General features: G+C 70.8%; 9 protein-coding genes and 1 riboswitch. Of the genes, 4 read left to right on the forward strand and 5 right to left on the reverse strand.

Annotated elements, in window-relative coordinates; all coding sequences use genetic code 11:
- The coding region (locus FNH04_RS28390; protein WP_152788635.1) for an aminotransferase-like domain-containing protein at window positions 1–1,211 on the forward strand (1,211 nt) is incomplete at its 5' end.
- A 62-nt stretch (window positions 1,212–1,273) separates the two neighbouring features.
- On the opposite strand, the gene FNH04_RS28395 is transcribed toward FNH04_RS28390, so the two are convergent.
- Window positions 1,274–2,359: a C40 family peptidase gene (locus FNH04_RS28395; RefSeq protein ID WP_152788636.1), complete on the reverse strand. Its 1,086-nt coding sequence runs from the start codon at window positions 2,357–2,359 to the stop codon at window positions 1,274–1,276.
- A gap of 501 nt (window positions 2,360–2,860) precedes the next feature.
- Here FNH04_RS28395 and FNH04_RS28400 point away from each other — a divergent pair.
- A complete protein-coding gene (locus FNH04_RS28400) occupies window positions 2,861–3,214 on the forward strand; it encodes a hypothetical protein (RefSeq protein ID WP_152788637.1) in 354 nt (117 codons plus the stop codon).
- A gap of 205 nt (window positions 3,215–3,419) precedes the next feature.
- On the opposite strand, the gene FNH04_RS28405 is transcribed toward FNH04_RS28400, so the two are convergent.
- Window positions 3,420–4,565 carry a C40 family peptidase gene (locus FNH04_RS28405; RefSeq protein ID WP_152788638.1) on the reverse strand — a complete coding sequence of 382 codons (1,146 nt, stop codon included), beginning with the start codon at window positions 4,563–4,565 and terminating at the stop codon, window positions 3,420–3,422.
- Between the two features lie 9 nt (window positions 4,566–4,574).
- Window positions 4,575–4,743: riboswitch (cyclic di-AMP (ydaO/yuaA leader) on the reverse strand.
- Window positions 4,744–5,185: 442 nt separating this feature from the next.
- On the opposite strand from FNH04_RS28405, the gene pcrA reads away from it, so the two are divergent.
- Complete coding sequence (pcrA, locus tag FNH04_RS28410; RefSeq protein ID WP_152788639.1) at window positions 5,186–7,672, forward strand: DNA helicase PcrA; 2,487 nt, start codon at window positions 5,186–5,188, stop codon at window positions 7,670–7,672.
- Window positions 7,673–7,814: 142 nt separating this feature from the next.
- Here pcrA and FNH04_RS28415 read toward each other — a convergent pair whose 3' ends face one another.
- Together FNH04_RS28415 and FNH04_RS28420 are read right to left on the reverse strand one after the other, a co-directional pair.
- Complete coding sequence (locus FNH04_RS28415) at window positions 7,815–9,467, reverse strand: M23 family metallopeptidase (protein WP_322724083.1); 1,653 nt, start codon at window positions 9,465–9,467, stop codon at window positions 7,815–7,817.
- A 348-nt stretch (window positions 9,468–9,815) separates the two neighbouring features.
- Entirely contained in the window at window positions 9,816–10,706 is an 891-nt protein-coding gene (locus FNH04_RS28420) for an esterase/lipase family protein (RefSeq protein ID WP_152788641.1), read from the reverse strand.
- Between the two features lie 705 nt (window positions 10,707–11,411).
- Here FNH04_RS28420 and FNH04_RS28425 point away from each other — a divergent pair.
- Window positions 11,412–11,828 carry a cobalamin B12-binding domain-containing protein gene (locus tag FNH04_RS28425; protein WP_152788643.1) on the forward strand — a complete coding sequence of 139 codons (417 nt, stop codon included), beginning with the start codon at window positions 11,412–11,414 and terminating at the stop codon, window positions 11,826–11,828.
- 170 nt (window positions 11,829–11,998) lie between these two features.
- Here the strand turns inward: FNH04_RS28425 and FNH04_RS28430 are convergent.
- Window positions 11,999–13,474: DUF5691 domain-containing protein (locus tag FNH04_RS28430; protein ID WP_152788642.1), on the reverse strand; the 1,476-nt coding region annotated here is incomplete at its 5' end.

Consider the following 13,474-nt stretch of genomic DNA (forward strand, 5'->3'; position numbering starts at 1 on the left):
CCCCGCCCCTCCGGACGACTGGATCCTTGTTCAGCACCCCACCCGGCGACGAAATCTTCGACGCCATCCGTACCGCACCCGCTCGCATCGACCTCTCGCCCGGGGTCCCCGACCTCACCGCCTTCCCGCGGGCGGCCTGGCTGCGTGCCGAACGAGCCGTGTTCGGGAATCTGGCCCCGCATGGCTTCGCGTACGGCGACCCCCGTGGAACACCGGAGCTGCGGCGAGCCGTTGCCGGGTGGCTGGCGCGTTACCGGGGGATACGGGCGGAGCCCGACGAGGTGCTGATCGTGGCCGGGACCGCGCAGGCGCTGGCGTTGATCGGGCAGGTGCTGCGGGAGGACGGAGTCGAAGAGATCGCGGTGGAGGAGCCCGGGTCGCTCGGCGTACGGCAGCATCTCCAGCGGCAGGGACTGCGGACGCCGCCGGTGCCGGTCGACGGTGACGGAGTACGCGTGTCCGAGCTCCCGGCGCGGGGGGTGGCCTTGCTCACGCCGGCCCACCAGTTCCCGACCGGAGTGGTACTCGGCGGCGCCCGGAGACGGGAGCTCATGCGATGGGCGGCGCAGGGCGGACTGATCGTGGAGGACGACTACGACGCGGAGCACCGCTACGACCGCCCGCCCGTGCCCGCGCTGCGGTCGATGCTGCCGGAGCGGGTCTGTTACGCGGGGAGCGTGTCCAAGGTGCTGGCTCCGGCACTGCGTACGGGATGGGTACTGGCGCCACCGGGTTACCGGGACGCCCTGGTGGCCGCCAAGCGCTTCGCCGACCTGGGTAACCCCTCGCTGCCCCAGCTGGTCCTGGCCCGGTTGATGGAGTCGGGGGAACTGGAGCGGCACCTGCGTCAGTTGCGCCACCGCCACCGGCGCCGCCGGGACGCGATGATCGCCGCGATACGGGATCACCTGCCGGCCGCGGTGGTCCACGGTGCCGCCGCCGGCCTCCATCTGCTGATCACCTTTGATACGAAGGCGGGCAACGGTTCCAGCGGGAAGGCCGGTGACGGAGTGGCGGGGCGGCGGGCGGAGTTCGCCGACACCGAGCTGGCGGCTGTCGCGCTCGCCCGGGGCGTCAAGGTCCATCCCCTCTCCTGGCACCGGCAGGGACCGGGGCCGCCCGGCCTCCTCCTCGGCTACGCGGCCTCCCCGGCCACGGCGATCACGGAGGGCGTCGCGACGCTGGGCGAGGCGCTCCGCGAGCTGGGCTGACGCCGCACGCGAACTCGGCTGACGCCGGGCGGTCGAGGCGACGCCCAGGGAGGTGCTCCGGGTCACCCCACCCGCGTGGCTCCCGCGAACGGCATCAGGTCGAGTGGCGCCACCCGTACCGGTTCGCCCGGGCGAGGGGCGTGGATCATCTGCCCGTTCCCCACGTAGATGCCCACGTGGCTGACCCCCGAGTAGAAGAACACGAGGTCGCCCGGCAGAAGTTGGTCCCGTGCGACATGCTGTCCGGCGCCGATCTGCGCGTAGGTCGTCCGGGGCAGCGAGACTCCCGCCGCGCGGTACGCGGCCTGGGTCAGCCCCGAGCAGTCGAAGGCGTCGGGACCGGTCGCGCCCCAGACATAGGGGCTGCCCAGCTTGCCGTACGCGTACGAAAGAGCCGCCGCGGCACGGGAGCTGGGCGCCTGGGGCGAGACGGCCGAGACCGGACCCAGCCCCCGCGCAGAAGACGCCGAGGAAGCCGGCGACGCGGAGGACGGGGATCCGGGCCCCGTGCGCCCCGCGGCGTCCAGCCCCGCCCGTTCGTTCTCCGGTAGTTGCGCCAGCAGGTGCCTCACCTCGCCCAGTTTTCCGTTGATCGTCAGTTTGTGCCGTTTCAGTTCCGCCTGCCGGGATGTGAGCCGCGACAGTTCGATGGTCGCGGCGCCTCGTAGCCGTTCGATCTCCCGCAGTTGCTGTCGTACCCGCGCCACGTCCGACGCCTGTCGGCTGCCCATCCGTTCGGCGAAGGCCGCACCGTCCAGGTAGACGTCCGGGTCGTCGCTCAGTGCGAGTTGCACTGCAGGATCGATTCCTCCGGCGCGGTACTGTGCCGCCGCCATCGACCCCAGCTTCTCCCGCGTGGAGTTGAGCCCCTCCATCCTGCGAGCCGCCTCGTCCCGCAGGTCCTCCAGCCGCTCCCGGGCCTTGTCGGCCTGCTCCTTCGCCCCGTTGTACTTCTCGGTGGCGACCTCCGCCTCCTCGTACAACTTGGTCACCCTCGCCTTGACCTGTCCCGCTGTGAGCTGCGGTTCGGCGTGTCCGGTGCCATGGAGGCCGGTCGCGCTCGCCGCGCCCGCCAGGGCGATCGTGGCGGCGGTACGGGTGGGGGTGCCGCTCAGCGGGCGTTGTCGGGGCCTGCGGTGCGCTGCCAACCTGGACGTCACGTCCTTTCGTGCGACTCGCCCGTACGACTCGTACGACCGTGACCGCCGTGGAGGTGCGGCCGAGGCCGCCGTCGGGCCCGGTCGCGCGTCCGGCGGCGGCCCGCACAGGGGGAGCAGGCCACCGCCGGACCTTCTCGGCGGAGGTGTCCGACTGCCGCCCCTGGCCCGGGCGGCGGTGGGGAGTCGGCCACCTGGGGGAGGACGCTAAACGTGGAGGTGCCCGCTCGGTGACGTCATGTACGGAACTGGTACCAGTGGGCCGCCATGTGACCGTATGTGACCGTGATCCCCGCCTGGAGCCACCGACTTCACGCAGAGCAATGACCAATGCGGCGTTTTCGAGCCGACGGGCGAAAAAGGGGTGCTATGGGGTGCGGGGTGCACAGGTGCAGCCCCGGCGGGCCGATGGGGCTCGTGAGGCGACGGGCTGCGCGAGGTGCCCGGGCCCGGTGCCGGGCGAACCGGGGCCCCTGGTTAGGCTCCGGCTCCATGGACGTACTCATCCATCTCTTCGTCGCCCTGCACATCATCGGCATCGCCGCTCTCCTCGGCGGCTTCCTCACCCAGATGAAGGCGATAGGCCAGGGCACGGCGCGCTTCGTCCCCGCCATGCTCCACGGCGCCCTGACGATGCTGGTCACCGGTGCCGTTCTCGTCGGCCTCAACCAGGCCGACGACCAGCCGGTCAACAACGTCAAGATCGGCGTGAAGCTGGCCCTGCTGATCGTGATCCTCGGGCTCGTCTACGTGAAGCGCGACGAGGAGCGGGTGGAGAAGGGACTGTTCGGCCTGGTGGGCGCCCTGACCACGGCGAACGTCTTCATCGCGGTGCTCTGGACCTGACGGCCCCACGGCGCGGGCGGGGAGCCCCCGTGGTGAGCGGGAGCCCCTGAGGGACCCGCCCACCACGGAACCCGCCCACCACGGAACCCGCCCACGGGACCGCTGATCCGAGGACCCGTTGGCCCGGGCCCGCTGATCGCGGGGCCGCTGAGCCTGAGCGGGCCCGCTGATCGCAGGGCCCGCCCGACGGCTGTGCGCCGGTCCGTTACGCCGGCCGCACCACGCTGTGGATCGACGACTCTCCGTCGTAGAAGATCGACTCCTCGCGGATGTACGTCCCGGGCTTGGGAGCGTGGATCATCATGCCGTTGCCGATGTAGAGGCCGACATGGCTGACGTCGTCGTAGAAGAAGACGAGGTCACCGGGCCTGGCGTTGGCGAGGGAGACGGTCGTGCCCGCGTTGACCTGGTCGTACGTGGTACGCGGGAGGTCGACGCCGGCGGCCTTCCAGGCAGCCTGGGTGAAGCCGGAGCAGTCGTACGCGTCGGGGCCGGTGGCGCCCCAGACATACGGCTTGCCGATCTGTGAGCGGGCGAAGGTGAGGGCCTTGGCGGCCTTCGTGGCGTAGGTGGAGTCCTCGGCCGGGGCCTCGACTGTGGCGGTGCTGCCGGCCGTCTGCTCCTGCGCCTCCCGCTCCGCCGCGGCGGCCGCCTGCTGCCGCGCCAGCTCCTCCGCCTTGCGCTCGGCCTCCTCCTGCTGCTCCTTCTCGATCGCCGCGAGGCGGGCCTTCTCCTCGGCGGTCAGCTCGGACAGCAACTGGCGCGCCTCGGCGAGCTTCGCCTGGACCTTCGCCTTGGTCGCCTTCAGCGTGGACTGGGACTCGGTGAGCGTCTTGAGGCTCTCGGAGGCCTCCTCGCGCTTCTCCGCCGTCTCGGCCTGCTGGGTGATGTAGTCATCGACCACGTCCTGCTGACGTTCCGTCAAGCGGTCCATCAACTGGGTCTGGTCGAAGTAGTCCTGCGGGTTGTCCGCCAGCAGCATCGATGCCGCGTCCGGGGACGCGGCGCCCGTCCGGTACTGGGCGGCGGCGAACGATCCCAGCTGCTCCCGGGCCTCGTTGAGCTTCTCCGTGCGCTGGGCGACGTCGTCGAGGAGCGTGGCGACGCGCTTCTTCTGTTTGGTCGTCTTCTCCTCGGCCGCGTTGTACTTCTCGGTGGCCGTCCCGGCCTGGCGGTAGAGGTCGTCGACCTTCTTCTCGACCTCTTCGAGGCTCGGTTTGTCGTCGGCCGAGGGTGCGGCGTTCGCCGTCTGGGAGAGCAGGGCCACGGAGGTCAGCGCCGCCGTCGCGAAGGCGGGTGTCCGTATACCTGCGCGCGTCCGGGCAGGACGCGACTTTCGGTGCGGCGCCATGAAGACGCGACTCCTTCCGTTGTCCGCCTACCGAGTTAGCTGTCGGGTTCGGGCGCTTGCATCGGAAGGTGTGCCCTACGGTCCGTGCCGCGTACGGCGTTGGACCGATTCACCCCAAGGTCGGTGGGTCCCCGGCTCCGGCTCCGCGAAGGTGCGCCGGACTCGGCGGAGGCCCCTCGGCCCGGCGACGTTCGCCGGTTGGGTCGAGTGGCCTGCCCAAAACGCTAGCCAACTCGTGTGGCCTCTGTGAAGGTTGATGCGCGATATGCCCGATACGTTTTTGTGACCTTAGCCCATGGCGCCGCCGTCCGTGGTTGATCCGTAAGGTTCGGTGGCCACTTATGGGGATACGTGGAGTTAGATCTGGCTCGGTACGTTAATTCCGATTGGTCATGGTCCGCGCCAGTGGACGGCGGCAGGAGGGTGCGGCCCCGGCGACGCGGACGAACCTGAGGGTGAGCAGGTGCCGGGGAGAGCGGTGAGCGGGGCGATTGCGGACCGTGACAGGGCATACAGCGACGGTGAGATGCGCCCGCATGACCGGATCTCCGGCATCCCCGGGCCCCGAGTTGTCGGGGCGGCCCCTGGGTGTCGGTGGGGCGGCCTAGACTCGGAGAGCGATGAGCAGCCTCTTTGACGACAGTTTCCTGGCGGACCTCAAGGCCCCGCGGGCCCATGAGGAGGAACCCCCGCCGCCGCCCGAGGACGAGCACGTACCGGAGCCCATTCCGGACGACCTGTTCGGCGGCAGGTTCGACGTGCCACCGGACCGCGACGAGTACTACCGCGACGGCGCCCCGCGCCCCGCGGTGGACCCGGCCGCGCTCCTGGAGGGGCTGAACGAGAACCAGCGCGCGGCCGTCGTCCACTCCGGCACCCCCCTGCTCATCGTGGCCGGAGCCGGCTCGGGCAAGACCCGTGTGCTCACCCACCGCATCGCGCACCTGCTCGGCGAGCGGAACGTCCACCCGGGTCAGATTCTCGCGATCACCTTCACCAACAAGGCCGCGGGCGAGATGAAGGAGCGCGTCGAGCAGCTCGTCGGCCCGCGCGCGAACGCCATGTGGGTGATGACGTTCCACAGCGCGTGCGTACGGATCCTGCGCAGGGAGAGCAAGAGGCTCGGCTTCACGTCGTCCTTCTCGATCTACGACGCGGCCGACAGTAAGCGGCTGATGGCCCTCGTCTGCCGCGACCTGGACCTCGACCCCAAGCGCTTCCCGCCCAAGTCCTTCAGCGCCAAGATCAGCAACCTCAAGAACGAGCTGATCGACGAGGAGGACTTCGCCGCACAGGCGTCCGACGGCTTCGAGAAGACCCTCGCCCAGGCGTACGCGCTCTACCAGTCCCGTCTGCGCGAGGCCAACGCCCTCGACTTCGACGACCTGATCATGACGACGGTCAACCTGCTCCGCGCCTTCCCGGACGTCGCCGAGCACTACCGCCGCCGCTTCCGCCATGTGCTCGTCGACGAATACCAGGACACCAACCACGCCCAGTACGCCCTGGTCAGGGAGCTCGTCGGCACCTCCGAGCACCCCGTGGACGTACCGCCCAGCGCATACGACCTCCAGCCCGCCGAGCTGTGCGTCGTGGGTGACGCCGACCAGTCGATCTACGCCTTCCGCGGGGCGACCATCCGCAACATCCTCCAGTTCGAGGAGGACTACCCGGAGGCGACGACGATCCTGCTCGAGCAGAACTACCGCTCGACGCAGACGATCCTCTCCGCCGCCAACGCCGTCATCGAGCGCAACGAGTCCCGCCGACCCAAGAACCTGTGGACCAACGCGGGCGCGGGCGCCCGGATCACCGGCTATGTCGCCGACACCGAGCACGACGAGGCCCAGTTCGTCGCCGACGAGATAGACCGCCTGACGGACGCGGGTGAGGCGAAGGCCGGAGACGTCGCCGTCTTCTACCGCACCAACGCCCAGTCCCGTGTCTTCGAAGAGGTCTTCATCCGTGTCGGGCTGCCCTACAAGGTCGTCGGCGGTGTCCGCTTCTACGAGCGCAAGGAGGTCCGGGACGTCCTGGCGTACCTCAGGGTCCTGGCCAACCCGGAGGACTCGGTGCCCCTGCGCCGTATCCTCAACGTCCCCAAGCGGGGGATCGGCGAGCGCGCCGAGGCGATGATCGACGCCCTCTCCCAGCGCGAGAAGATCAGCTTCCCGCAGGCGCTGCGGCGCGTGGACGAGGCGTACGGCATGGCGGCCCGCTCCACGAACGCCGTCAAGCGGTTCAACACGCTCATGGAGGACCTGCGTACGATCGTCGACTCGGGCGCGGGCCCGGCCACGATCCTGGAGGCGATCCTGGAACGTACCGGCTATCTGGCCGAGTTGCAGGCCTCGACCGACCCGCAGGACGAGACCCGTATCGAGAACCTCCAGGAGCTCGCCGCCGTCGCGCTGGAGTTCGAGCAGGAGCGCGGCGAGGGCGAGACGGGCACCCTGTCCGACTTCCTGGAGCAGGTGGCCCTGGTCGCCGACTCGGACCAGATCCCGGACGAGGAGGAGGACGGCTCCGGCGTCATCACGCTGATGACCCTGCACACCGCCAAGGGCCTGGAGTTCCCGGTCGTCTTCCTCACGGGCATGGAGGACGGCGTCTTCCCGCATATGCGCGCCCTCGGCCAGACCAAGGAGCTGGAGGAGGAGCGGCGCCTCGCGTACGTGGGCATCACACGCGCCCGCGAACGGCTCTATCTGACCCGTTCGTCCCTGCGGAGCGCCTGGGGCCAGCCCTCGTACAACCCGCCGTCCCGCTTCCTGGAGGAGATCCCGCCGACGCACGTGGACTGGAAGCGCACGGGCGCCCCCGCGGCTCCGGTGTCCTCCGGCCCGGCCTCGGGCATCGCGGCCTCCCTGTCGTCGTCCCGCTCCCGTTCCTCCGCCGCGGGCGCCTCCGGCTTCGCGACGCGGCGCGCCACCGAGAAGCCGGTCGTCTCGCTGGCCGTCGGTGACCGCGTCACCCACGATCAGTTCGGCCTGGGCACGGTCGTCGGCGTGAAGGGCACGGGTGCCAACGCCGAGGCGACGATCGACTTCGGCGACACCAAGCCCAAGCGGCTGCTGCTGCGGTACGCGCCGGTGGAGAAGCTGTAGGCGGACGAGAAGCCGCGGACACGAGTCGGGCCCCTGCTGAGCAGGGGCCCGGTCTTTTTCCACGCCGCGGGTGGAGTACGCCGCACAGAGCTGCGTCGGTCGAGTCGAGGGGCCTCGGTCGAGTCGAGGGGCCTCGGTCGGGTTACGTCGGGTCGAGCCCGTGGCTCCGCAACCACGGCAGCGGGTCTATCGGCGAGCCACCGCCGGGCCGTACCTCGAAGTGGAGGTGAGGACCTGTGGAGTTGCCGGAGTTGCCGGAGTAGGCGATCGTGTCGCCGGCCTTGACCGTCGTACCCGAGGCGACCTTGTACGTGGAGAGGTGGCAATACCACGTCTCCGTGCCGTCCTTGGCGGTCACGATGACCATGTTCCCGTACGCGCTGTTCCACTGCGTCCGTACGGTCCCGTCGGTCGCCGCCATCACCGCCGTCCCGTACGACACGGGGAAGTCGATCCCCGTGTGCAGGGACATCCAGTTGATGCCGGACTGCCCGTAGTACGCGCTGAGCCCGTTCCGTGAGACAGGGAGGGCGAACTTCGGCCGCAGCCGCTCCTTGCGGGCCGCCTCCGCCGCCGCGCGCTTCTTCTCGGCCTCCTGCTGGGCCTTGAGGTCGATGCGCTCCTGAGTCCGGCTGGCCCGGTCGGCGAAGTCGTCCGCCTCGGCGGACAGGTTCGCGAGCTGGGTGTCGAGCTTGTTGTTGGCGGTGGACGGCTTGACCGCGGTCGCGTCCGACGCGCTCGCCAGCGTCTTGTTGCCGCTGTCGTCGTCCCCGACGCTCACGGAGGCGGCGGCGATGCCAGCGACACCCATGACGCACGCCGAGGGAACGGCGATGGTCAGCACGGCGGAACGCTTCGCCGGGGCGGAACGCTTCGCCGGTGCGCGGCGACGCGAGCGCGAGGCCGCGCGGGACGCCGCCCGGCCAGGGCCGGAAGGGGTGCCGGCCGCGGCAGAGGCTAGGGGGGCGGCGGCGCCTTCTTCCTGGTCGGCCGCCGACGCGTGATGGTCCGCTCCGGTCGTGCCGGTGCCGTCCGCGCCCTCGAACTCGCCCTCCACCGCCGCGGACTGCCCGTCGTCGTAGGGGCTGACCTGCTCGAAGGTCGCGGTCGCCTGCTGATCGAAGGCGTCGGGGGAGGGGTGTTCGTGGGCGTGGACCTCGTGGCCGTGGGCCTCGTGGCCGGTCAGGTCGTGGTGGCCGGTGTCATGGCCGCCGGAGGTCTGGGTGCCGTCGCTGTTCCACTGCGTCGCGTCGTACGCGCCCGTGTCGAAGAACTGCGCGCCCGTCCACTGCTGGGTCTGGTCGTGCCCGCCCAACTGTCCCGCCTGGCCGAGCTGTTCGGCCTGCAGCCACCCGTTCGCGTCCCACTGCCCGGTGGCTTCGGGGCTGGAGGCCTGCGCGGGGATCTCCGCGAGATGCTGGTAACCGGCCGTCCAGCCGGTGGAGTCGTAGCTGCCCGTGTCGTAGGCCGCGTGGTGCTGGGCCGCGTACGCGTCGTAGTTCAGCGTCTCGTGACTGCCCGAGGGCCACTGTGCGGAGTCGTACGAGCCGGTCGCACCGTCACCCGGCAGGTCGCCGAAGAGGGGGTCGGTCTCGAAGGTCGCCGTGGCGAAGCCCGCGTCGGTGGTGACAGCGGTGTGGTGACCACTGTCGAAACCAGTGGCGCCATAGCCGTCGTACGTGGTGAAGTCGCCGTACGAGGCTTCCTGGGAGCCGTACGACGCGTAGGGCGCCGGGGCGGCATCGGAAGCCGGAGCCGGGGTGGTTGCGTTCCCCGACGGGTGACGGTCGTTCACCAACTTCTCTTTCGCCTCGACAGCAGGGGCTGGCAGAGCAGTGCGGTGACTGTACCCGGCGGTATGCGGGCGCGACAATCTTCAACGGGTTTCACGACCGCAGGAAACGGGCATTCGAGCGTCTTTCGGCGGACTGCGGACTCAGGCTTGGCCTTGTGTTCGATGTGCGTTCGAAATTGCGCGGGCTGTGCGGGGGTCGTTGAGGGTCATCGAACGGCGTCGGCGGTGCGTGAAGGAGGGCTGCGGCCGTCCGCGGCCGGGCCGCTGATCCGGTCCGGCGGCCGACGCGAGGTCGATGTGCGACGTGAATCGCCTGATTCCGCTGTGCTTTCGACCGGTTTCGAGCGGTTACGCCACGGTCAGGTCCCCTGCGTGGGGACCCGTCTCCCCGTTGGCCCTGCGGGCCGTCTTGGGGTTCGAGTCATCGAGGTCGAGCGCCTGGCGAATCCCCGAGGCGACGGCGGGGTGGACGGGCAGGGCGAGATGTCCGATGCCGCTCACCCGCACGTTGTCCGCGATCAGGTCCGGGTGGTCGACGCAGGCGGCCTCCAGAGGGTCCATGATGTGGTCCAGATCGCTCCAGAAGGCCACGAAGTGCGTACGGCAGCCGGGCGCCGGCTCGTGCAACTCCTCGAGCACCGCGGAGCCCGGGCGCATCTGGCGCACGATCGGGTGCGCGTTGGCCAGCGGCGCGACCCGTGTTCCGGCGTGCGGGGTGCCCAGCGTGACCAGCGTGCGGACGCGGGCGTCGCCCTCGAGCCGCTGCACGTAGTAGCGCGCTATCAGCCCGCCGAGGCTGTGGCCGACGATGTCCACCCGCTCATGGCCCGTGCGCTCGCAGATCTCCTCGATGTGCCGGCCGAGCACTTCGGCGGCGGTGCGGATGTCGCGAGTGAGCGGAGAGTAGTTGAGCGACTCGATCTCCCGGCGGCCGTGCTGGGTGAGCGAGCGGCGCAACAGGACGAAGACGGACCGGTTGTCGATGAAGCCGTGCAGCAGGACGACCGGGGGTTTGGCCTCGGTCGGCAGGGGAGCGGGGGTGGCGTCGGGAGACCGTGGCGCGGGAACGATCCGGCGTTCCTGGATGATCCCGGACGGATAGAGGAGCAGATGCCCCGCGAGGATCGCGAACTCCAGGGCAGTTGCCTTCAGGAGGGTCACCGACAATCCCGCCAGCGTGCTGGGCCAGAGGCGCTGGCAGAGCGGCAGAAAGGGCAGTGTTGCCCGGGTGACCTTCATGGCCGACCTCCTGTCGGCACGCGGGGGACGTCCTTGTCCCCCCGTGTGCCCTCGTGGCGAGCCGCCGTGGAGGTGGGCGACGGCGCGAGTGCGGCGTGTGCGACGCGTGGGGCGTCGGTGACGCTACGAGGGTCCTGTCGTGTCGGTTGCACGGTGCCCCGCCGTCCTCACGGCCGAAGCGGTCCCCGCCTCCGTACGACTGTGATTCCCCGCTTCCTTGCTCGTGTCATCCCCGAAGCGCCTCATCACCGCCGCCTCCCGCCGACGGGCAGTGGTGCGGCCACCTCGTGGCGGCTTTCCTTGCGTACGCTCCGACCGTAGCGCCCGCGTCCCTGGGCCGTGCGGCGTGCCGCCGGACCCGAGGACGTGTACTCCGCGATTCGAGGAGCGTCCGCGGCGAACTTATCCCATCGTGTGATTTCCCCCTCGGTCCGGACCGTGAAACTGCCGGTTGCGGGATGCTGGCGATAACGTTCGTTCACTTCCCCTGGCCGGTGCGGTACGGGGCACCCGTACCGGCGGGCGCATCCGGGTGGAGAGAGCGGCGGTACAAGGCGGTACAGGCGATACCTGTGGTGTGCATGGTGTGGGCGCTGTGCCCGCACTCCCCGCCGAACGCGCGGAGTGCGGACGGTGAGCGTCCGTGTGCGCCGAGTGTCGCTATGTTCGGTACGGATTGGGTGGAGTCGTTTCATGGAGGCAGTGATGGGTGTGGCAGCCGGTCCGATCCGTGTGGTGGTGGCCAAGCCGGGGCTCGACGGCCACGATCGCGGGGCGAAGGTGATTGCGCGGGCTCTGCGCGACGCCGGTATGGAGGTCATCTACACCGGTCTTCACCAGACGCCGGAGCAGATCGTCGACACCGCGATCCAGGAGGATGCCGACGCGATCGGCCTCTCCATCCTCTCCGGCGCCCACAACACGCTCTTCGCGGCCGTCATCGACCTCCTCAAGGAGCGGGACGCGGAGGACATCAAGGTCTTCGGCGGCGGCATCATCCCCGAGGCCGACATCCCTCCCCTGAAGGAGAAGGGCGTCGCCGAGATCTTCACCCCGGGCGCCACCACCGCGTCGATCGTGGACTGGGTCCGCGCCAACGTACGGCAGCCTGCGGACGCGTAGGTCTTCGGCGTACGCGGAGGGAGCGCAGGCTTTCGGTGTACGGAGGGCGGGGGCCGGGCTCTCCCGGGCCCGGACGTCGTCGCCGTCCTCCAGGGCGGCTCCCGGCTTGGGAGGCACGCCCGCTCCTGTCCCGCCTTTCGGCCCTGAGGTGTCCAGCCCCGTGGCACACGTCATCGCGGAGTCAGCTCCTCCTGCATGGCCGCGCGCAGGCGCAACGTCGTCACGAGGCGCTGGAACGCCTCGGACCAGTACCCGCCCGCGCCCGGGGACGCGTTCTCCTGCTCCTCGGGAGTGGCCGTAAGGACTTCCAGACGTCTCGCTTCCGCGGGGGACAGACACCTCTCGGCCAGCCCCATCACGCCACTGAAGCTCCAGGGATAACTGCCCGCGTCCCGCGCGATGTTGAGCGCGTCCACCACCGCGCGCCCCAGAACGGGCGACCACGGCACCGCACAGACGCCGAGCAACTGGAACGCCTCCGACAGGCCGTGCGCCGCTATGAACCCCGCCACCCACTCGGCCCGCTCGTCGGCCTCCAACGTTGACAGCAACTTGGCCCGCTCGGCCAGCGACACCGCTCCCGGCCCGGCGGCCTCGGGCGCGGACGGCGCCCCCAGGAGCGCCCTGGACCAGTCGGCTTCACGCTGCCGCACCGCCGCCCGGCTCCACGCGGCATGCAGTTCCCCCTGCCAGTCGTCCGCCACCGGCAACGCCACGATCTCCTCCGCCGTGCGCCCCCCGAACCGCGCCGACCACGACCCGAGCGGCGCCGCCTCCACCAACTGGCCCAGCCACCACGACCGTTCGCCCCGCCCCGCCGGAGCCTTGGCCACCACCCCGTCGCGCTCCATGCCCGCGTCGCACTCGTGCGGAGCCTCCACCACGAGCGTGGGCACGTCCCGCGTGTGGTCGACGGCCACGCACGCTCCCGCGCGGTCCGCCATGCGCGCGGCGAGCGCCGAACCGGGCAGCGCGGACAGCAACTCCGCCGCCGTAGCCCGCACGTTCCGGCTACGGTCCGCCAATGCCTGCTCCAGGAACGGCTCGTCTTCCGCCCGCAGCCCGGTCCGCAGCGAGTCGAGGAACATGAGCCGGTCCTCGGCGCGCTCCGTCGGCCACGTGGTTTCCAGCAACTCGCGTGCGAGCACGGGCTCCTGGGCCCGTATGCCGGTGAGGAGCGCGACCCGCTCGGCGAACAGGCCCTCCTGCCACAGCCGTCGGACCCGGTCGGTCTCCCGCGGGCTCGGCAGGTCGGCACCGCCGCCAGGCGTGGCGCGTAGTGCGAAACGCCAGTCCGGGTTCAGCCGGGCCAGCCACAGCGCGCGGGGGCCCGCGAACGTCAGGGCCGCCGGCCGCAGGTCCGTACGGCCCCGCGCCGCGTCCAGCAGCGCGGGCAGCGCCTCGGGCGGGGCCGCGAACCCGCGTGTGTTCGCCAGGGCCAGCCACTGCGGCAGCAGCTCCATGAGGTCGGGTGCCGTACCCCTGCGGCCCCCGCCTCCCGTGCCCGGCCGGTCGGCCAGCAGCATGGCGAGTCTGCGTGCGGCGGCCGGCGGCAGGGGCGGGCGCGGGTCCGCCGCCGCGGGCTCCGGCCGAGCCGCCGCCCGCGCGGGCCGTACCCCCGCCCTTCGCCGCACGGTTTCGACGGC

Source organism: Streptomyces phyllanthi (assembly GCF_009377205.1).
GTDB classification, from domain to species: domain Bacteria; phylum Actinomycetota; class Actinomycetes; order Streptomycetales; family Streptomycetaceae; genus Streptomyces; species Streptomyces phyllanthi.